The sequence below is a fragment of the Desulfoferula mesophila genome (genome assembly GCF_037076455.1).
GTDB classification, from domain to species: domain Bacteria; phylum Desulfobacterota; class Desulfarculia; order Desulfarculales; family Desulfarculaceae; genus Desulfoferula; species Desulfoferula mesophila.
Genome location: NZ_AP028679.1, coordinates 3437762 through 3455973, shown reverse-complemented (window position 1 = coordinate 3455973; position 18212 = coordinate 3437762). Strand labels below are relative to the sequence as shown.

Below are 18212 nucleotides of genomic sequence, written 5' to 3'. Positions count from 1 at the left end.
ATTTTGTTTAACGTTAATTAACGTAAGCCTGCGGCGGCTGCGAAGCGCAACACCTGGAAATAATATCGTAAATTTGATTTGGCCCCGCAAAGGGCCTTTCGGCACGGCCCTTGCTTTAGTCCAGGGCAAGCTGGAAGCGGGCTCTGAGCCCTGAACCGAAAGCGAGAAGGATATACAACATGGGTAACGCCATTAGTCGAAGAAATTTTCTCCGGGGGGGCTTGGCCGCGGCCGCCGGAGTGGCGGCCAGCGGAGTGGTGCTGCCCCAGGCGGTGCAAGCCACCTCGGACGATCAGTTGTGCACCGTTCTGGATCTGGCCAAGTGCATCGGCTGCGAGGCCTGCGTGGATTCCTGCCGGGAGACCTGGCAGGACACGGTGCCCGATCCGGTGGCCGAATTTCCCAAGCCGTTCCCGTCCCGGGTGCCCATCCAGGATTGGAGCAAGCGCAAGGACGTCTCCGACCGCCTTACCCCCTACAACTTCCTATATGTGGAACACCTGGACTTTGAGCACAAGGGCCAGGCCGTGGAGCTGCACGTGCCCCGGCGCTGCATGCACTGCGTCAACCCCCCCTGCACCAACCTGTGTCCCTTTGGGGCCGGGCGAGTGGAAAAGAACGGGGTGGTGCATATAGACCCGGACGTGTGCCTGGGCGGGGCCAAGTGCAAGCAGGCCTGCCCCTGGCATATCCCCCAGCGTCAAAGCGGCGTGGGGGTCTATCTGGACATCCTGCCCAGCTACGCGGGCAACGGGGTCATGTACAAGTGCCACCGCTGCCTGCCCCTGGTAAAGGAGGGCAAGCAGCCCCAGTGCGTTTCGGTCTGCCCCGAGCAGGTGCAGAGCATCGGCCTCAGGCCCCGGATGCTGGCCCAGGCCGAGGCCCTGGCCCGGCAAAAGGCCACGGCCGACGGCGCCAGCCCCGACAACTGGCGCGACTACGTGTATGGCCTGAGCGAAAACGGCGGCACCAACACCCTCTACGTTTCTCCGGTGCCCTTCCAGGTGGTCGGCGCGGCCATCGACCAGGCCCACGCCGAGGCCGCTCCCGGCCAGGGCAAGGGCAAGCGCGCGGCGGGTAAGCAGGGCGGCAAGGGCCGCAAGGCCGGTTTCGCCGGCCGCCCGCCCATGGGCCCGGTGGCCAACAGCATGGACAGCGCCGAAAACCTCACCGCCGCCCTGATCCTGGCCCCCTTGGCCGGTCTGGCCGCCGGGTTCACCCGGATGTTCGGCAAAAAGCCGCCCAGTGACCAGCCCCCCAGCCAGCCGGGAGGTGAGTCATGAGCGCCATGAGTTATTCGCCCGGAGGCCGCGTGGCCCGCTGGTTCTACTCCGTCGCGGCGGGTTTCGCCCTATTCAGCGGCTTTGGCCAGATGCCCATTTTCAAGCGCTACTACCTGGCCGACATCCCCGGCCTGGCCTGGACCGCCGACTACTACGCCACCAGCGACCTGCACTATCTGGCCGCGGCCCTGCTTCTGGGCATGCTGGCCTGGCGCCTGGCCCTGGACACCCGCGCCCCGGGCGCGGCCTGGTCCTGGGGCCCGCGCTCCTGGTGGGGCTGGACCCTGCTGGGCCTGCTGGTGGTCTCCGGGGCGGCCAAGGTGTTGCGCAACCTGGGCATCTTCCTGCCGCCGCCCTTGATCATGGTGCTGGACTTCACCCACCTGGGCAGTGCCATGGCCTTCATGTTCACCGGCCTGGCGGTCCTGTTGCGCCCCAAGCCCAGGCCCCAGACGGCCTGAGCACACTAAAAGTACCTCCGTGGGCTTGTTGGCTGAGAGCAAGCCCCACCTCCCCAGCGCCGCCCCGCTCATCTGCCAGAGCGGGGCGGCCCTTCCTTTTTGCGCCGGATTTTTGTCACGCTTTTTGTCACAAACAATGCTTTGAATTACATCTTGTTATGGCATCTAGCCCAAATTTTTTGTCCAAGGTTTTGTCACCCCTCCGGGGCCGCCTTGACACCCTCGCTCCCGGCCCATAACCTGGATGTGTATCCAAAATTTCAATGCGGGCAAAGGAGCCTAGCCATGCCGAGCACGGTGTACTTCATCGACCTTAGGGCCACGATCAAACGATCCCTGGTGCGCAAGCTGGACGAACTCATCGAGGCGGTGGGGCTGGCCGCCACGGTCAAGCCCGGCGGGCTCACCGCCATCAAGCTGCACTTCGGCGAAAAGGGCAACACCGCCTTTATCCGCCCGGTGTTCGCCCGCCGCTTCGTGGAGGCGGTCAAGGCCGCCGGGGGCCACCCCTTTCTCACCGACGCCAACACCCTCTACGTGGGCACCCGCTCCGACGCGCCGGGCCACCTGGTCACCGCCACGGAGAACGGCTTCGCCTACAGCGTGGTGGGCGCGCCGCTGGTCATCGCCGACGGCCTGAGGGGCCACAGCGCGGCGGCCGTGCCGGTGGACCTGCCCGAGTGCAAGGAGGCCTGGATCGGGGCCGAGGTGGTGGAGGCGGACAGCCTGGTCAGCCTTAGCCACTTCAAGGGCCACGAGCTGGCCGGCTTTGGCGGGGCCATCAAGAATCTGGGCATGGGCGCGGCCAGCCGGAGGGGCAAGCTGTTCATGCACAGCAACATCACCCCCTCCATAGACCCCAAGCTGTGCATCTCCTGCGGCCGCTGCATCGAGCGCTGTCCGGTGGGGGCCATCAAGTTCGTGCGCCGGGGGGCCGACGAGCCCGCCCCCAAGGGCACCAAGAACCACGAGGTGCGGGCCAGCAAGGACCCGGCCAAGTGCATCGGCTGCGGCGACTGCATCCTGGCCTGCCCCAAGGAGGCCATCCAGATCGGCTGGGACGCCCAGATTCCCGACTTCCTGCGGCGCATGGTGGCCTACACCAAGGGAGTGATGGCGGGCAAGGAAAGCAACGCGGTCCATTTCTCCTTCCTCACCCAGATCAGCCCGGCCTGCGACTGCTATCCCTTCAACGACGCACCCATGGTGGCCGACATCGGCATCCTGGCCTCCACCGACCTGGTGGCCATCGACCAGGCGGCGGTGGACCTGGTGAACCAGGCCCCGGGCCTGCCGGGCACCGAGCTCAAGCACGCCCACCCGTCGGGCGAGGACAAGTTCCTGGACCTCTACCCCAAGGTGGACTGGCAGATCCAGTTGGCCTATGCCCAACAGATCGGCCTGGGCAGCCGCGATTACGACCTGGTCAAGATATAGGCCATGCCCGCAGCCCTTACCCAGGAGGCCGCCTTGGCCGCCGGACTGCTGCGCCTGGACCGAGTGTCCTGGCGGGCCCCGGACGGCCGCCTGGTTTTGGAGGAGGTTTCGCTGTCCCTGGAGCCGGGCCAACTGGCCTGGCTGCGCGGGCCCTCCGGCGGGGGCAAGTCCTCGCTGTTGCGCCTGATCAACCGCCTGGCCGAGCCCAGCGCCGGAAGCATCTACTTTATGGGCCAGCCCCTGGAGGCCTGGCAGCCGCCGGAGCTGCGGCGGCGGGTGGGGCTTTTGCCCCAGAGCCCGCTGATGCTGGCGGGCAGCGTGGCCCACAACCTGCGCCTGGCCTTTGGCTTCAAGGCGGCCCAGGGCGCCCAGCCGCCCTCGGATGCGACCCTGCGCGAGGCCCTGGACGGCCTGGGGTTGCAGGGGGTGGAGCTCACGGCCCAGGCCCAGGGCCTCTCCCTGGGCCAGCGCCAGCGCCTGGCCCTGGCCCGCTTGCTGCTGCTTCGGCCCCAGGTGCTCTTGCTGGACGAGCCGGTGAGCGCCCTGGACCCCGAGTCCCGCGAGCTGGTGGAGGCCGTGGCCGTGGCCCAGGCCGCTGAGGGCAGGGCGGTGCTCCTGGTCAGCCACCAGCCGCCGCCCCAGGCCCAGAGCATGCGCCGCCTGATCCTGGAGCAGGGCCGCCTGCGCGAGGAAGCGCCGTGAGCGGGGCGGTGGACATCGGTTACGGCCAGCTGGCCCTGGCCCTGGGCTTCGTGCTGCTGGCCGGGGGCGCGTCCCTGTGGCTGAAGCTGGGCCTGGGCCGCGAACTGTTGGTGGGCACCCTGCGCACCGTGGGCCAGCTGGCCCTCATGGGCTACATCCTGGTCTACATCTTCGCCATCAACCAGGCCTGGCTGGTGCTGCTGTTGTTCGCGGGCATGATCTTCTTCGCGGCGCGCATCGTGGCCGGGCGGGTACGGGGCAAGGGTGTGCCGGTGTTCTGGCCGGTGTTCATCTCCATGCTCCTGTCCTACATGGTGGTGAGCTTTCTGGTTACCGGGGTGGTGGTGCGGGCCGCGCCCTGGTGGGACCCCCGCTACTTCCTGCCCCTGGGAGGCATGGTGGTGGGCAACTCCATGAACGCCATGGCCCTGTCCCTGGAACGCCTCTTCGGGGAGGTGAGCAACCGCCGCGACGAGGTGGAACTGCTGCTCTCGTTGGGGGCCGAACCCCGGGAGGCCACCGCGGCCATCAACGCCGAGGCCATCCGGGCGGGCATGATTCCCTCCATCAACTCCATGATGGGGGTGGGCCTGGTGTTCATTCCCGGCATGATGACCGGCCAGATATTGGCCGGGGCCGACCCCCTTTTGGCCATCAAGTACCAAATCGTGGTGATGCTCATGCTGGTGGGCTCCACCACCCTGGGCAGCGTGGTGGCGGTGGGCCTGGCCCGGCGGCGGCTTTTCACCGAGGCTCAGCAGTTGCGCCCGGCGTCCCCCAAGGCCGCCTAGCGTTCACTATAAAGAACGCTAAATAGATAAAAGAGTTTGCTTGACCCCGGTCCCCAGTAATGTTATTTTTCGCTTATACGTCGAACACCCGCATAGTTGCGCGTAAAATCAAAAAAGTTGGCCCCAACTCCGAGCAGGGAGGTCGCAAATGGCCAAACAGAACATAGAACTTATAGTGAACGGCGACCGCTACGAGGTGGCGGTGGAGCCCAACCGGATGCTGGTGGACGTGCTCCGGGAAGATCTGGGGCTCACCGGCACCAAGATCGGCTGCGCCCAGGGCGACTGCGGGGCCTGCACCGTGCTCATGGATGGGGTGAGCATCAGCTCCTGCCTCACCCTGGCGGTGGAGGCCCACCAGCGCGAGCTCACCACCATCGAGGGCCTGGCCGCCTCGCCGCAAGAGTTGCACCCCATTCAGGAGTCCTTTGTGCAGCACGGGGCGGTGCAGTGCGGCTATTGCACCCCCGGCATGATCATGTCGGCCAAGCACCTGCTGGACCAAAATCCCCACCCCAGCGAGGAGCAGATCCGCCAGGGGCTCAGCGGCAACCTGTGCCGCTGCACCGGCTACAACAAGATCGTGGAAGCCATCGGCGCGGCCGCCGACAAGATGGCCTCCTCCGGTAAGGAGGGCTAGCCATGAGCATGCCAGAGTTCCAGGTGCACCAGCCCAAGACGGTGGAAGAGGTGCTGGACCTGATGGGCCGCCACCGCTCCAGCGTAAAGCTGTTGTGCGGCGGCACCGACCTGGTCATCAAGATGCGCACCGGGGCCCAGGCCCCCGAGCATCTGATCAGCCTCAACCGGGTGGCCGGCCTCAAGGGCATCACCTACGCCGGGGGCGACGGCCTGGTCATCGGCGGGGCGGCCCGCATCAGCCAGGTGGGCAAGAACCCCGAGGTGCGCCGTCTCTATCCCGGCCTGGCCCACGCCTGCTCGGTGATGGCCACCGTGCAGATCCGCAACATGGGCACCGTGGCCGGCAACATCGTCAACGCCGCGCCCTCGGCCGACACCGCCGCGCCGCTGTTGGCCCACGGCGCCTCGCTGGTGGCCGTGGAGCGGGGCGGCCGCCGCCAGATCAGGCTCAAGGATTTCTTCACCGGTCCGGGGCTCACCGTGCTGGAGCCCGGCGAGATGGTGGAGGCCATCCGGGTGCCCGACGTGTCCCCGCGCTCCGGCTCCTGCTACCTGCGCCTCAGCGCCCGCAGCAAGGTGGACATCGCCGCGGTGGGCGTGGCCGGTTTCATCAACCTGGACCTGAGCGGCAAGGTGATCCGCTGCCGCCTGGCCCTGGCCGCGGTGGCCCCCACCCCCCTGCGCTGCCCCGAGGCCGAGGCCATGCTGGAAGGCAAGGTTCCCGACGACAAGCTCATCGCCCAGGCCGCCGCGGCCTGCGTGCGCGCCTGCCGCCCCATAGACGACATCCGGGCCACCGCCGCCTATCGCCGGGCCATGGTGCAGGTGCTGGCCCAGCGGGTGCTTACCAAGAGCGTGGAAATGGCCCAGGGAGGGACGTCATGAGCCAACCAGCCATCATCGGCCAGAGCATCCCCCGCCTGGACGCCCCGTCCAAGGTGACCGGCCAGGCCATCTACACCGACGACCTCAAGATGCCGGGCATGCTCTACGGCAAGCTGCTCAGGAGCCCCCTGGCCCACGCCAAGATCAAGCGCCTGGACGTGAGCCGGGCCAAGGCCCTGCCCGGGGTCAAGGACGTTATCACCGGGGCGGACATCCCCCAGGTGAAATACGGCAACTGGCGCCTGGTGCCCCAGAGCCAGGACGAGCTGGCCCTGGCCGTGGACAAGGTGCGCTTCGTGGGCGACGAGGTGGCCGCGGTGTGCGCCATCGACGCGGACACCGCCCAGCGGGCCCTGGAGCTCATCGAGGTGGAGTACGAGGAGCTGCCGGTAATTCTCAGCGTGGAGGAGGCCACCGCCGAGGGCGCCCCGCTGATCCACGACGAATCCAAGGGCAACGTCAGCCTGGTGCGCAAGATCGACTACGGCAACCTGGAGGAGATGTTCGCCAAGGCCGACTACATCCGCGAGGACACCTTCAAGGTGCACCCGGTGCAGCACGCCTACATGGAGCCCTGCTCCTGCGTGGCCCATAGCGAGGAGGCCAACCGGGTCACCCTGTGGACCTCCACACAGACTCCCTATATCGTGCAGTGCCTGTTGGCCAGCACCCTGGGCCTGCCCGAGAACAACGTGCGGGTGATGAAGGTCATGGTGGGCGGCGGCTTCGGCGGCAAGATGGAGCTCCGTCCCTGGGAGTTCTGCGCCTCCTTCATGGCCATGCGCACCGGCCGCCCGGTGAAGTTCACCCTGACCCGGGCCGACGAGCTGGCCTTCGGCCGCCGCCGCCACGCCATGAGCATCTACTCCAAGGTGGGCTTCAGCAAAGACGGCATGCTGTTGGCCAAGGACTTCCAGGTGATGCTGGACGGCGGGGCCTACAACGCCATGGGCCCCACGGCCACCTTCCTGTGCGGCACCTTCGGCAACATGCTCTACAACTACCCGGCCTACCGCTACTTCGGCCGCCACGTCTACACCAACAAGCCCCCGGCCAGCGCCATGCGCGGCTTCGGCGCGCCCCAGGCCGCCTTCGTGGCCGAGACCCAGCTCAACATGGCCGCCGAGGCGCTGGGCATCGACCCCATCGACCTGCGCATCAAAAACGCCATGCAGACCGGCGACGTGATCCCCGACGTGGCCACCATCAGCACCTGCGGCTTCAAGGAATGCCTGCAGGAGGTGCGGCGCATCAGCGGCTGGGACGAGAAACGCAAGAACCCGGTGAAAGGCAAGGGCCTGGGTATCGGCTGCTTCAGCTTCATCAGCGGCGGCGTGTTCAACTGGTTCAACACCAAGTACAACTTCAGCGCCGCCGAGGTCTCGGTGTACGAGGACGGCACCGCCCAGCTGGCCACCATGGCCTGCGACATCGGCCAGGGGCCGGACACCGCCATGCGCCAGATATTGGCCGCCGAGCTGGGCATCCCCATCGAGAACATCCGGCTCATCGCCATGGACACCGCCACCACCCCCAAGGCCGACCTGGGCTCCTGGGGCAGCCGAGTCACCCTGATGAACGGCAACGCGGTGATCGACGCGGCCAAGAAGATCAAGGAAATGCTCATCCCGGTGCTGTTCGAGGAGATGGACCTCAACCAGATCCACGACATCGGCTTCGCGGACGGCCGGGTGTTCGTCAAGGCCAACCCCAAGAAGGGCCTCACCTTCGGCGAGTGCGTGTACAAGGCGCTCCGGGGCCGCCGGGGCGAGCCGCTCACCGCCCGGGGCTTTTACACCCCGCGCAACAAGGGCCTGGTGAGCCCGGCCTTTTCCTTCGGGGCCCAGATCGCCGAGGTGGACGTGGACACCGACACCGGGCTGATCAAGGTGGAGCGCATGTACACCGCCCACGACTGCGGCATGCCCATCAACAAGATGGCCGTGGAGGGGCAGCTGGAGGGGGCCATCCAGATGGGCCTGGGCTACGCGCTCATGGAAAACCTCATCATGGACGACAAGGGCCGCACCCTGAACACCACCTTCCTGGACTACAAGATGCCCACCGCCGAGGACATGCCTCCCGGCGAGTCGGCCGACGTGTTCACCTACGAGCCCGAGGGGCCCTACGGAGCCAAGGAGGCCGGCGAAGGCCTGGCCATCCCCACCGCCCCGGCCATCACCCACGCGGTGTACGAGGCCACCGGCTACCGCTGCATGGAGACCCCCATCACCCCCGAAAAGGTGCTGCGGGCCCTGGACAAGATCAAGTAACCGCCATTATGCATCGATAAAAAGGGTTTCCCGCGAGGGGGGCCCTTTTTTATGCCCTATCCCTGGCACGAGCGAATGTGTTAGGTTTCGAATGGTACTTGCCGCGTGGGGGGATACATGCGCCAAAACCTGGACATCTATTTCGGCCTGGCCGCCTGTCTGGTGGGCATAGCGACCGCCGTAGCGTCGTTCCTTCCCCTGGGGGGAAATTGGATCCATTGGGAGCTGTGGGGAGGGCCGGGTTTATGGGCGCTGTGCGTGGTCGCCATGTATTCGGTCAGCAAGCGCAAGCTGAAGACCCTGTGGTGGGTTTGGCTCTCTTTCCCTCTGGCCTTTTTGTGGATGGTTACCTTGTTCTACGCTGCGCTGCCGCTTCCTTAACTTGCCGCCGACCGGGGGACCAATGCGCAAGAACCTGGACATATTTTTCGGCCTGGCCGCCTGGACCATAGGCATCCTGACGTTAGTGGCGGCGTTTTGGCCTTTCTGGAAATTCGGGTTCACATGGATGGAGTGGGTGGCTCCCTGTCTATGGGTCTTATGCGTGATTCTGATGTTTGTGATTGGCAAGAGAAGGCCGATAAAACTTTGGTGGATTTGGCCTTCTTTCCTGCTGGCTTTCATATTGTGGGTTTGTTTTGCGGTGTTATTCCTAGGAGGGTATTAACCTCGAGATGGTTGGGGGGCCATGCGCAAGAACCTAGACATATTTTTCGGCTTGGCCGCGTGGGCTATAGGATTATTTACCTTTCTTACCGGATTTAACTCTTTAGGGGTTATTGGTTTGATTGGGCCCTCTGGCCCGCTCCCCTCTTGTGGATCATCTGCGCGATCCTCATGTACGTCTTCAGCACCAGAAGGCCCCTGAAACTTTGCTGGGTCTGGCTCTCCTTCCCGCTGGCCTTTATAGCGTATGTGTTGTTCGTGCCATTGGCTTTCAAGGGACTTTAGGGCCAAGCGACCGGGCCGCGAAAGGCGATCCCAAACCCCTAACCAGGCAACCAAGGCTGGGCAACTAGGAGGACAAGCATGGAAGCGGCGGCCAGAAGCATAGCGGCCACCACCGTGCACACTGTGGCCAACCGCACCAGGAGCGCCCTGGCCGCGGCACTGCGCTAGGCCGGGCGCCTAGCCGCCTTCCTCGTCGCGGTACTCCAGAATCTCCCCCGGCTGGCACTCCAGAAAGCGGCAGATGGCGTCCAGGGTAGCCAGGCGCAGGCCCTTGATCTTGCCGGTCTTGATCAGTGATATGTTTTGCTCGGTGATGCCCACCGCCTGGGCCAGGTCCTTGGACTTCACCTTGCGCTTGGCCAGCATTACGTCCAGGTTGACTACGATCATGGTTACGCCCTCCTAGACGAACAGCTCATGTTCTTCGTTCAGCTTACGCCCCTGATCCATGACCCAGGCCACGGTGATGACCACCAGGCCCATGAACAGGGCCACCACGTCCTGGCTGTCCAGGCCGAGGACCAACAAGCGGGTGCCCGGCGTCCAATGGAAGGTGAGGATGATCCCGGCAATGGGCTTGAACAAAAACCCGGCCCCGGCCCAGGCGAACAGGGCATAGCCCAACTGGCGGAAGCACTCCACGTTGGCCGCCTGGAAGATCACCCCCTTGGCGTAGAGACCGAAAAGCCGGCGCAGGCGCGACAAGGCGTAGATGGCCACCCCGCCGGGAAGCATACTGGCCACAAAGGCCAGGGCCCGCGTGCCCCAGGGCAGATAACCCTTCACCGGCACCGGAAGCTGAGCGATGAAATAGGGCAGGTGGTTGACCAAGGCCCAGGCCAGGGCCAGCACCACGGGCACGGCGATCATCAGGATGGTGGTCACGGTGCGCAGGCGCGCGCCCAATTGGGTTATGCGTTCGACTTGTTGATCCATCTTCAGACTCCTTGCCAAGACGGTTTAGGTTTTCAGGGGCAGGATCATGCTGGTGATGATGACGCTAAGAATCATCTACGTCAAGTAATAATTAAAATAAAACGATTAAAAATAAAATTTATACGTGTATGGCAATATTTTTTGCGCCGGGCCCGCGAGCGCCCCTGGGGGCGGGGCGGCTTATGGGGTAGTCTTGCGGTTCGGCGAGAGGAGCGGTCCATAAAAGGAGGGCGTGGTGGCTTGGCTGATTCTCTGCGTGGCCGGAGTGTTCGAGACGGTGTGGGCCCTGGCCATGAAGGCCTCGGACGGCTTCAGCCGCCCGGGCTGGGCGGCGTTGTCCCTGGGGGCCATGGCCGTCAGCGTGGTGCTCTTGGCCTGGGCCCTGCGCAGCCTGCCGGTGGGCACCGGCTACGCGGTGTGGACCGGCATCGGCGCGGCGGGGGCCGCCCTCATGGGCATGGTGCTGTTCCACGAACCGGCCAACCCGGCCCGCCTGTTCTTCCTGGGCCTGATCCTGGCCGGGATCATCGGACTCAGGCTCAGCAGCCGGGGCGCGTGAGCCGGCGGCTCACTCCAGGGTCCACCACTTGTGGAAATAGGTCTGGCGCACCTTGCCGGCCTTTTGCTCGGCCCACTTTTCCAGCCCCATCTTTTTGATCAGGCACAGGTTGAACACCTTGGTGTTGTGGGGCACCTTGTTGGCCCGGTCGGCATAGGGGTGCAGATGGTCGCAGGGAAAGTCGTCGCACTCGTAGCAAAAGCTCAGGCCCTTTTGACGGCTGCAGGCATAGGCCGGGCAGGGGCCGGGGCGGTCGAAGGAAAGCGCATGCATGGGCGGCCGTCCCTTGTGGGCCCGGCAGCCCTGGCAGCGCATGACCTCCAGGGGGATGCCCATCAACTTGTGGTAGGAGCGGATCAACTCGAGGGATTGCTCATCGCCCTGGGTAACCAGGTAAAAGGCGCAATTGAAGCAGTCCAGGCCGCAGGGCGCGGTTAGGTGGAGATAATCCATGCTCAGGCCTCCGGCTGGGTATCTACTTTCAGTAAAACACACCGCCGGGGCCGGACGCATCATCCTTGTGGGCCGGGTCTCAAGCCGGGCCGGGCAGGCCCCACACCTTTTCCAGGCCCCGCAAAAAGGCCCACAGGTCCGGCTCGGCGTGGGGCTCCATGGTCAACAGCGGCGGCTCGGCCTGCTCCGCCAGGGAGCGGCCCAAGAACTCCCAGTCCACCAGCCCGCAGCCGGGAGGGCGGTGATAGTCGAAGCTGCCGTCGTTGTCGTGCAGATGCATCTCTTGCAGCTGGGGAGCCAGGCCCTGCCACCACTCGCCCAAAGGGGTGGGAGAAAAACAATAGGCGTGACCCACGTCCAGGCAAAAGCCGACCGCCGGGCCGCCCGCCTGAACAATGGCCTCCCGGGCGGCCAGCAGCACCGCGGGGCCGGGCTCGAAGGTGTTTTCCATGACCATGCGGCAGCCGCCCTGCTCGAGGCGCCGGGCCAGAGGGGCGAAGCTGCCGCCCAGGCGGCGGCAAAACTCGCCCAGGTCGCGGTGGGTGTCGGCGTTGTAGCCCAGGTGGGCCACCGCCTGGGCCGCGCCCAGTTGCAAGGCCCAGTCCGCCGCCCGGTTCAGGCGCTCCAGGCTGGCGCGGGCGATGTCCGGGTCCGGGCTGCCGGGGCTCAGGTCCAGGAAGGGCAAGTGCACGCTTACCCGGCGGCTCTGAATCGCCTGCCTGGCCTGGGCCACGTCCGCGTCGCTCAGGCGCTCCAGGGCCTGGTGGTCGATGTACACCTCAGGGTTCACCGCCACCGTGGCGGACAGGCGGCGGTAGCGGCCCAGGAGATCACGTAGGGGCAGGTTCACGTTGACCCTGGCCAGCCAAGGCCAGGCGCGGCCTTGCTCGGCGGCTCTCAGCAAGGCCCGGGCCGCGGCGCCGGGGTCGGCCGGGGCCGGGGCGTCGCAGGCGGCGCACTCGCCTCCCCAGGCCAGGGTGGGGCAGGGCAGGCCCGGCGCCCCGGCGGGGGGATCGTTAGGCTCCAAGACCAGCAGGGCGTCCGGGCGCAGATCGGGCGGGCAGGCCTCCAGGGCCAGGGTCACGTCCGGCGCGGGCCCCAAAACCAGGTCCGGGGCCGGGTCTCCGGCCGGGCCCAAGGTGAGAACGCGGGCGCTCTGGGACAAGCGGGCGATCAGCGCCGCGGCCCGCCGGCGGGCCGGGGCCGAACCGGCCAACCACAACACCGGCGAACTCATTGCCTGGACTCCGGGAGCGGATGCTGGTAAATCATTGGCCAAAGGAGGTCGAGCATGCCGGTCATTGAACTAAATCTCTCCGATGAGGTGTATCTGCGCTGGCGCGATTTCATGGGCTCCCAGCAGGCGGACCGCCTCGTTGAAGCCGGTCTGCTGGGCGACTGGGTCGCCCTGGGCTTCATGAACAAGATCAACGACTACCTCAAGCAGGGCGGACCTCCCGGCGTGGAAACCGAAGACGAGCGCCGTCAGCGCATGGAGGCCGAGGCTCGCCGCAAATTGACCAAACCGCAAAAGCGGGTGCTGCCCATGTTCGACGAGAACGAAACCATCACCCTGCCCGAGATATGCCGGGTGCTGGGCATCCCGCTGGACCAGGGCCGAACCCTGGTGCAAGACTGGGTGGCCCAGGACTTCCTGAGCAATGCCCCCCGTTCCCGCGACGACGCCCCCACCTTTGTGCTCAGCCGTTCCTGGCAGGAGCGCAACCTGGCGGCCAATCGGCCCTCCCTGCACGCGCCGCGCCGCCTGCATTTCGCGGCCAAGTCCAAGCCGGGCCCCAACGAAGGCTAGCTCCAGGCGGCCAGACCCAGGGAATATTTGCTCCCGGCCAGGGGATGGTTGGGCACCACCCTGACCGCCAGGCCCAGGCGCCCGGTGCTCTGGGCCAGCACCTTGCCCTCGAAACGCCACATCCCGTCATTTTGCCCCACCGGTTCCAGGGTGTGGGTGAGGCGCTCGGCGAATTCGCCGTCCGGGCGCAGGCGGCCGTAATAGGCGTCCACCGCCACGTCCTCGGGTTTCAGGTCGCCCAGGCGCACCATCGCGCTTATGGGTAGCTCCTGGCCCCAAATGGCGCTGTGCGGGGCGGCGCTCTCGGCGCTCACCACCTGCACCTGGCTCCAGTTCTCCATGATGCGCTGAGACCAGTCCCCCAACCCCTTGGCCCCACTGAACTCGTCGGCCACCAGGTTCAAAAAGCGCCGCGAGGCAGAGAGGTAGGCGTTCTCGGCGTAATCCTCCACCATGCGGTGGCTGTTGAACACCGGGCACAGGTTGCGCAGGCTGTTCTTGACGTAGGATATCCAGCCCCGGGGCAGGCCGTAGGCGTCGCGGCGATAGAACAAGGGTACCACCTCGTCTTCCAGCAGGCGGTACAGGGCCCTGGCCTCCACCTCGTCCTGGGGATACTCCCCGGAGTGCTCCTCGCCCCGGCCGATGGCCCAGCCCAGGCCGGGCTGGAAGCCCTCGTCCCACCAGCCGTCCAGGATGCTCAGGTGCAGCCCGCCGTTGGCCACCGCCTTCATGCCGCTGGTGCCGCAGGCCTCCATGGGCCGCCGCGGGGTGTTGAGCCAGATGTCGGCCCCTTGCACCAGGTAGCGGGCGGTGTTGATGTCGTAGTCCTCGATGAACACGATCTTGTCGCGGAAGCGTTTGTCGTGGGTCAGAGCCACCACCCGGCGGATGAACTCCTTGCCCTCGTTGTCCTTGGGATGGGCCTTGCCCGCGAAGATGATCTGCACCGGCTGCTGGGGGTTGCCCAGTATCTTGGCCAGGCGCTCCTGGTCCTGGGCGATGAGCACCGCACGCTTGTAGGTGGCGAAGCGCCGGGCGAAGACGATGGTCAGGGCCTCGGGGTTGAGCGCCTCGCCGGCCCGTCGCAGCTCCTCGGCGCTGGCCCCCCGGCGGCTCAGTTGCTCGACCATGGTGTTGCGCAAAAAGGCCACCATCTGGCCCCGGCGGCGCTCCCGCGCCCGCCACAGCTCGGCGTCGGGCATCTCCTCGATGGCCTTCCACACCGTCTGGCTATCCGGGTCCTCGTGCCAGCCCGGGCCCAGGTAGCGGTAGTAGAGGTAGGCCATGTCGCTGCTGATCCAGGAGGGGATGTGCACCCCGTTGGTGACGTGCCCCACCGGAATGTCCTCTTCCGGGAAATGGGGCCACACCCCTTGCCACATTTGGCGGCTCACCCGCCCGTGCAGGCGGCTCACCCCGTTGGCGAAGTCGCTGAGGCGCATGGCCAACACGGTCATGCAGAACTGTTCGCTGTCGTTGCGCGGGTCCACCCGGCCATAGGCCATGAGTACCGGCAGGGAGATGCCCAGGTCGGCCACATAGCTCGAGAAGTGCCGCCGCACCAGATCGGGGTCGAAATAGTCGTTGCCCGCCGGCACCGGGGTGTGGGTGGTGAAGCAGTTGGAGGCGCGCACCACCTCGCGGGCCTCGTTGAAGTTGAGGCCCTTTTCCTGCCGGAGCTGACGGATGCGTTCCAGGCTGGCGAAGGCGCTGTGGCCCTCGTTCATGTGAAAGACGTTGGGTTCGATATTGAGGGCCTTGAGCAGGCGCACCCCGCCGATGCCCAAGAGAATCTCCTGGCGGATGCGCATCTCGCGGTCGCCGCCGTAGAGCTGGAAGGTGATGGAGCGCAACTCCGGCGGGTTGTCTTCGATGTTGGCGTCCATGAGGTACAGGGGCACTCGCCCCACCGATATGCGCCAAACCCTGGCCTGCAGCGGCCGCCCCTCGATGTCCACGCTGATGCGCAATTCGTTGCCGTCATCGGTGGTCATCAGGCTCATGGGCAGGTTGTAGAAGTCGTTGGGGTGGTACTCTTCCTGCTGCCAGCCGTCGGCGTTCAGGTACTGGTTGAAGTAGCCCTGGCCATAGGCCAGGCCCACCGCCACCAGGGGCAGGTTCAGGTCGCTGGCGCTTTTCAAATGGTCGCCGCTCAAGACCCCCAGGCCCCCGGAGTAGAGCGAGAGGCAGTCGGTCAGGCCGTATTCGGCCGAGAAGTAGGCGATCTTGAGGCCTTCCGGGGCCCGGCCGTTCAAGAAAGCGCATTTGGTGGCTCCCAGGTAGGCGCGCATGGTCTCGACCACGCGGTCCATCTGGGCCAAAAAGCCGCTGTCCTCGGCCAGGGTCTCCAGGCGCTCCTGGCTGATCTGGTTGAGCAGGGCCACGGGGTTGTGGTTCACCTCGCGCCACAGGTGGTGGTCCACCCGTTGCATCAGGTCTATCGCCCCGGCGTGCCAGGAGAACCACAGGTTGGCCGCGATTTCGGCCAGTGGCGCCAAAGACTCGGGAAGGTCGGGCTTGATTTGAAAAGTAAGGCTGGGCCGCACGGCAACCCCCTTTATCTGAATTCAGGGCAACGGGCCTCGGGGTTCGGATGCTCAATTGTGAACACGAAAGGGCTCAAATAGCAAGGCCGCACCTTGGACCTGCGCCCTAACGTCAAGGTATGGTAACTTACACCGGAACGGGGCAAAAGCCCATACCCGCGCCGCGATCAAACCTGGAGGCGATTTTGCCTGATAGCGAACACACCTTGGCCGTGTTCATAGACTTTGAAAACCTGGCCCTGGGCCTGAACAACCGCAAGGAGACCTTTGACGCCCGCCTGATCCTGGAGCGCCTGGTGGAAAAGGGCAAGGTGGTGGTGAAAAAGGCCTACGCCGACTGGACCCGCTACGGCAACTACAAGCATCAGCTCCATGAGCTGGCCGTGGAGTTGATCGAGATCCCCAAGCGCAGCCAAACCGGCAAGAACAGCGCCGACATCCGCCTGGTGGTGGACGCCATAGACCTGTGCTACTCCAAGAGCCACGTGGACACCTTTGTCATCGTCAGCGGAGACAGCGACTTCTCGCCCCTGGTCAGCAAGCTCAAGGAGAACGGCAAGCGGGTCATCGGCCTGGGCATGAAGGCCTCCACCAGCGACCTGTTGCGCGACAACTGCGACGAGTTCGTCTATTACGAGGATCTGGAGCGCCAGCGCAACCAGCCCCCCGCCTTGCCCCAGGGCCTGCCCCAGGCCAACCGCGAGGTGTACCAGCTGCTCATCCAGTCGCTGGTGGCCCTGCAGCGCGAAAACAAGGAAGTCATCTACGCCTCCATGGTCAAGGACACCATGAAGCGCAAGCAGCCGTCTTTTGACGAGTCCTATCACGGCTACCGCTCCTTCTCCGAGCTGCTCCTGGACGCCCAGAAACAGGGGCTCATCACCCTGCACAAGGACACCCGTAGCGGCACCTACACCGTGGAGGGCTTCGGGGCGGCGGCCTGAAGCGACGGGAGAGCATCTGCTTGGGAGACACCATGACCACACAACAGATTCGCCGGCGCGCGCTGGAGCTTTTCAACCAGAACTACAACTGAAGCCAAACCGTTCTGGCCGTGGGTCAGGAAAAGGTGGGGCGCTTCCAGCCGGAGGTGATCAAGGCCATGGCCGCCTACGGCGGCGGAGTGGCCCGCAGCGGCCGGGTCTGCGGCATCCTCACCGGGGCGGTGGGCATGGTGGCCGGGCTCTACGGCTGCGCCGACCCCCAGGGAAGCGAAGACCCCCGGCTCAAGCCCTTGGCCCGCCTGCTGGTGGAACGTTTTGAACAGCTGACCGCGCCCTATGGCGGGGCCGACTGCCGGGACATCATCGGCTTCGACTACAACGACCCGGTCAAGCGCCGCTGGTTCCAAAGCGCGCCGGACAGCACCCGGCGGCGCTGTGAAGAGCTGGTTTGCGACATGGCGGTCTGCCTGAGCGAACTTTTGGAGCAAAACCGGCCCTGGCCGGCCGAATAGGGCCCCTTCGCCGGGGCATAGGGCCTAAACGTCATACTTGGGAGAGAGGGCATGACCGCAGAGGAGATGCGCGCCAAGGCCGAGGATCTGTTCAAGAAGAGGATGCATTGAAGCCAGGCGGTTCTGGCCGTGGGCCAGGAAAAGCTGGGCCTGGACAACCCCGACATGATCCGCGCGGTGGGCGCCTATGGCGGGGGCATCGCCTCCTCAGGGCGCACCTGCGGCATCCTCCTGGGGGCCATCGCCGCGGTGTCGGCCCGCTACAGCAAGTCCCGGGCGGACGAAATGGACGACGCCAACATGTGGCGCCTCAGTTTCAAGCTGAGCAAGGCCTTTGAAAAGCTGTGCGAGTCCTACGGCGGCACCGATTGCGCGGCCATAGCCAAAGTGGACTGGCGGGACAAGGATGAGGTCAAGAGCTTTTACGGCAACCCGGACAGCCGCCGCAACATCTGCACCGAACTCACCGGGAAAATGGCCGAGTATCTGGGCCGGTTGCTGGAAGAGGCGGGGGCGGTGGAGCCCGGCGAATAGAGGCTAGAGCGCCGCTTCCACCGGGGCGGGGTTCAGCAGCTCGAGGAGCGCCTGGGGGCTTATCTCCACCAACAGGCCTCGCTTGCCGCCGTTGATGTAGAGCCGCTCCAACTCCAGGATGCCTTTTTCCACGAACACCGGCATGGCGCGGCGGGTGCCGAAGGGGCTGATGCCCCCCACCTGATAGCCGGTGTAGCGCTGGGCGTCGCGCTCGGCGCAGGGCTCCACCGTCTTGCGCCCCAGTTGGCGGGCCAGGCTCTTGGTGGAGACCTCCTTGTCCCCGTGCATGAGCACCACCAGGGGTTCGCCGTTTTCATCCTGCATAATCAGGGTTTTGACCACATGATGCTCGTCCAGGCCCAGCTGGCGGGCCGCCTCGCCGGTGCCGCCGTGGGCCACATAATCGTAGATGCGGGGCACAAAGGCCACGCCGGCCCCCTTCAAGGCGTGCAGGGCCGGCGTGGCAGGTATCTTGTCTTTTTTGCTCATT

At 65.6% G+C, this 18212-nt stretch carries 20 protein-coding genes; 14 read left to right on the top strand and 6 right to left on the bottom strand.

What is annotated here, in order from left to right; all coding sequences use genetic code 11:
- Positions 1 to 179 precede the first annotated feature (179 nt).
- The 9 genes from AACH32_RS15855 (at position 180) to AACH32_RS15815 (ending at position 8855) form a co-directional block, all read left to right on the top strand.
- A complete protein-coding gene (locus AACH32_RS15855) occupies positions 180 to 1283 on the top strand; it encodes a 4Fe-4S dicluster domain-containing protein (protein WP_338601588.1) in 1104 nt (367 codons plus the stop codon).
- Positions 1280 to 1744 carry a hypothetical protein gene (locus AACH32_RS15850; RefSeq protein WP_338601585.1) on the top strand — a complete coding sequence of 155 codons (465 nt, stop codon included), beginning with the start codon at positions 1280 to 1282 and terminating at the stop codon, positions 1742 to 1744. Before AACH32_RS15855 ends, AACH32_RS15850 begins: the two co-directional genes overlap by 4 nt.
- A gap of 285 nt (positions 1745 to 2029) precedes the next feature.
- Complete coding sequence (locus AACH32_RS15845) at positions 2030 to 3181, top strand: DUF362 domain-containing protein (RefSeq protein ID WP_338601582.1); 1152 nt, start codon at positions 2030 to 2032, stop codon at positions 3179 to 3181.
- 3 nt (positions 3182 to 3184) lie between these two features.
- Positions 3185 to 3883 carry an ABC transporter ATP-binding protein gene (locus AACH32_RS15840; protein WP_338601579.1) on the top strand — a complete coding sequence of 233 codons (699 nt, stop codon included), beginning with the start codon at positions 3185 to 3187 and terminating at the stop codon, positions 3881 to 3883.
- Positions 3880 to 4674, top strand: a complete 795-nt coding sequence (locus AACH32_RS15835; protein WP_338601576.1) for an ABC transporter permease — start codon at positions 3880 to 3882, stop codon at positions 4672 to 4674. The genes AACH32_RS15840 and AACH32_RS15835 overlap by 4 nt, the downstream gene beginning before the upstream one ends.
- 148 nt (positions 4675 to 4822) lie before the next feature.
- Entirely contained in the window at positions 4823 to 5314 is a 492-nt protein-coding gene (locus AACH32_RS15830) for a (2Fe-2S)-binding protein (protein ID WP_338601573.1), read from the top strand.
- 2 nt (positions 5315 to 5316) lie between these two features.
- On the top strand, positions 5317 to 6201 hold the full coding sequence (locus tag AACH32_RS15825; protein ID WP_338601570.1) for an FAD binding domain-containing protein: 885 nt from the start codon (positions 5317 to 5319) through the stop codon (positions 6199 to 6201).
- Complete coding sequence (locus AACH32_RS15820; protein ID WP_338601566.1) at positions 6198 to 8474, top strand: xanthine dehydrogenase family protein molybdopterin-binding subunit; 2277 nt, start codon at positions 6198 to 6200, stop codon at positions 8472 to 8474. Before AACH32_RS15825 ends, AACH32_RS15820 begins: the two co-directional genes overlap by 4 nt.
- A gap of 117 nt (positions 8475 to 8591) precedes the next feature.
- Positions 8592 to 8855, top strand: coding sequence for a hypothetical protein (locus tag AACH32_RS15815; RefSeq protein WP_338601563.1), 264 nt, complete (start codon positions 8592 to 8594; stop codon positions 8853 to 8855).
- Positions 8856 to 9602: 747 nt separating this feature from the next.
- Here the strand turns inward: AACH32_RS15815 and AACH32_RS15810 are convergent.
- Positions 9603 to 9815 carry a helix-turn-helix domain-containing protein gene (locus AACH32_RS15810; protein WP_338601560.1) on the bottom strand — a complete coding sequence of 71 codons (213 nt, stop codon included), beginning with the start codon at positions 9813 to 9815 and terminating at the stop codon, positions 9603 to 9605.
- 12 nt (positions 9816 to 9827) lie between these two features.
- Positions 9828 to 10361: a DUF2975 domain-containing protein gene (locus tag AACH32_RS15805; RefSeq protein WP_338601556.1), complete on the bottom strand. Its 534-nt coding sequence runs from the start codon at positions 10359 to 10361 to the stop codon at positions 9828 to 9830.
- A gap of 235 nt (positions 10362 to 10596) precedes the next feature.
- On the opposite strand from AACH32_RS15805, the gene AACH32_RS15800 reads away from it, so the two are divergent.
- Positions 10597 to 10920, top strand: coding sequence for a DMT family transporter (locus tag AACH32_RS15800; protein ID WP_338601552.1), 324 nt, complete (start codon positions 10597 to 10599; stop codon positions 10918 to 10920).
- Between the two features lie 9 nt (positions 10921 to 10929).
- On the opposite strand, the gene AACH32_RS15795 is transcribed toward AACH32_RS15800, so the two are convergent.
- Both AACH32_RS15795 and AACH32_RS15790 read right to left on the bottom strand, forming a co-directional pair.
- Complete coding sequence (locus tag AACH32_RS15795) at positions 10930 to 11373, bottom strand: DUF3795 domain-containing protein (RefSeq protein WP_338601549.1); 444 nt, start codon at positions 11371 to 11373, stop codon at positions 10930 to 10932.
- A gap of 79 nt (positions 11374 to 11452) precedes the next feature.
- Entirely contained in the window at positions 11453 to 12610 is a 1158-nt protein-coding gene (locus AACH32_RS15790; protein ID WP_338601546.1) for a sugar phosphate isomerase/epimerase family protein, read from the bottom strand.
- 54 nt (positions 12611 to 12664) lie between these two features.
- Between AACH32_RS15790 and AACH32_RS15785 the strand changes: the two genes are divergently transcribed.
- Positions 12665 to 13183, top strand: a complete 519-nt coding sequence (locus AACH32_RS15785) for a hypothetical protein (protein ID WP_338601543.1) — start codon at positions 12665 to 12667, stop codon at positions 13181 to 13183.
- On the opposite strand, the gene glgP is transcribed toward AACH32_RS15785, so the two are convergent.
- Positions 13180 to 15732, bottom strand: a complete 2553-nt coding sequence (glgP, locus tag AACH32_RS15780) for an alpha-glucan family phosphorylase (RefSeq protein WP_338601540.1) — start codon at positions 15730 to 15732, stop codon at positions 13180 to 13182. The two genes, AACH32_RS15785 and glgP, sit on opposite strands and share 4 nt — an antisense overlap.
- 185 nt (positions 15733 to 15917) lie before the next feature.
- Here glgP and AACH32_RS15775 point away from each other — a divergent pair, with 185 nt between their 5' ends.
- The 3 genes from AACH32_RS15775 (at position 15918) to AACH32_RS15765 (ending at position 17722) form a co-directional block, all read left to right on the top strand.
- Positions 15918 to 16676, top strand: coding sequence for an NYN domain-containing protein (locus AACH32_RS15775; protein WP_338601537.1), 759 nt, complete (start codon positions 15918 to 15920; stop codon positions 16674 to 16676).
- Positions 16677 to 16780: 104 nt separating this feature from the next.
- A complete protein-coding gene (locus AACH32_RS15770; RefSeq protein WP_338606672.1) occupies positions 16781 to 17188 on the top strand; it encodes a C-GCAxxG-C-C family protein in 408 nt (135 codons plus the stop codon).
- A 123-nt stretch (positions 17189 to 17311) separates the two neighbouring features.
- Positions 17312 to 17722, top strand: a complete 411-nt coding sequence (locus AACH32_RS15765) for a C-GCAxxG-C-C family protein (RefSeq protein WP_338606671.1) — start codon at positions 17312 to 17314, stop codon at positions 17720 to 17722.
- Positions 17723 to 17725: 3 nt separating this feature from the next.
- Here the strand turns inward: AACH32_RS15765 and ybaK are convergent, their stop codons facing one another.
- Entirely contained in the window at positions 17726 to 18211 is a 486-nt protein-coding gene (gene ybaK / locus AACH32_RS15760; RefSeq protein ID WP_338601534.1) for a Cys-tRNA(Pro) deacylase, read from the bottom strand.
- Position 18212 lies beyond the last annotated feature (1 nt).